The sequence below is a fragment of the Streptomyces sp. AC627_RSS907 genome (assembly GCF_019049165.1).
The window spans coordinates 1-929 of record NZ_JAGMUE010000251.1 but is presented as its reverse complement, the minus strand read 5'-3'; the positions used below and the strand labels follow the sequence as shown (position 1 = coordinate 929).

The following is a 929-nucleotide window of genomic DNA, read 5'->3' as shown; positions in this document are numbered from 1 at the left end:
GCACGTCCACATACAACGCCACCTGATCGAAAGCATCCGCGAACACCGGGAACGCCTCATACAACCCCCGGCCCATCCCCACCCGCTGCGCACCCTGACCCGTGAACAGGAACGCGACCCGACCCGAACTGGCATTACCGGTCAAGCCCCCCGCCCCGGAAGCCACCGCAGACAGACCACCGTTCAACCCATCAGGGTCACCGGCGAGCACCACCGCCCGATGCGTGAGCGCAGCCCGCCGCACCGACGCGGCGCCCAACTCCATCAGCCCCGCCGTCTCCAGGCCCGGAAGGTCGAGCAGTTGCCGCGCCTGCGCCCGCAACGCCGCATCATCCGCACCCGACAGCAACACCGGAACCACCGGGAGACCCGCCACGACCACACCAGAACCTTCGACCGCCGAAGGCTCCTCCAGAATCACATGCGCGTTCGTGCCGCTGACACCGAACGCCGAGACACCCGCCCGACGCGGCCGGTCCTCAGCAGCTTCCCACGGCCGGGCCTCGGTGAGCAGTTCCACCGCTCCCGACGCCCACTCCACATGCGGAGACGGCTCATCCGCATGCAACGTCGCCGGCAGCACACCATGCCGCATCGCCAGCACCATCTTCGCGACACCAGCCACACCCGCAGCCGCCTGCGTATGACCGATGTTCGACTTCACCGAACCCAGCCACAACGGCTCACCGCCACGGTCCCGCCCCTGGCCGTACGTCGCCAGCAACGCCTGCGCCTCGATCGGATCACCCAGACTCGTCCCGGTCCCGTGCGCCTCCACCACATCCACCTCGGACGCAGCCAGACCCGCGTTACCGAGAGCCGCACGAATCACCCGCTGCTGCGACGGACCATTCGGCGCCGTCAACCCGTTCGACGCACCGTCCTGATTCACCGCCGTACCACGCACCACCGCCAGGACCGGGTGACCC

1 protein-coding gene is annotated in these 929 nt (G+C 68.8%); it reads right to left on the bottom strand.

The window, feature by feature from the left end; all coding sequences use genetic code 11:
- A partial coding sequence (locus tag KUM32_RS44110) for a ketoacyl-synthetase C-terminal extension domain-containing protein (RefSeq protein WP_308408779.1) occupies positions 1 to 892 on the bottom strand: 892 nt, incomplete at its 3' end.
- Positions 893 to 929: the final 37 nt, after the last annotated feature.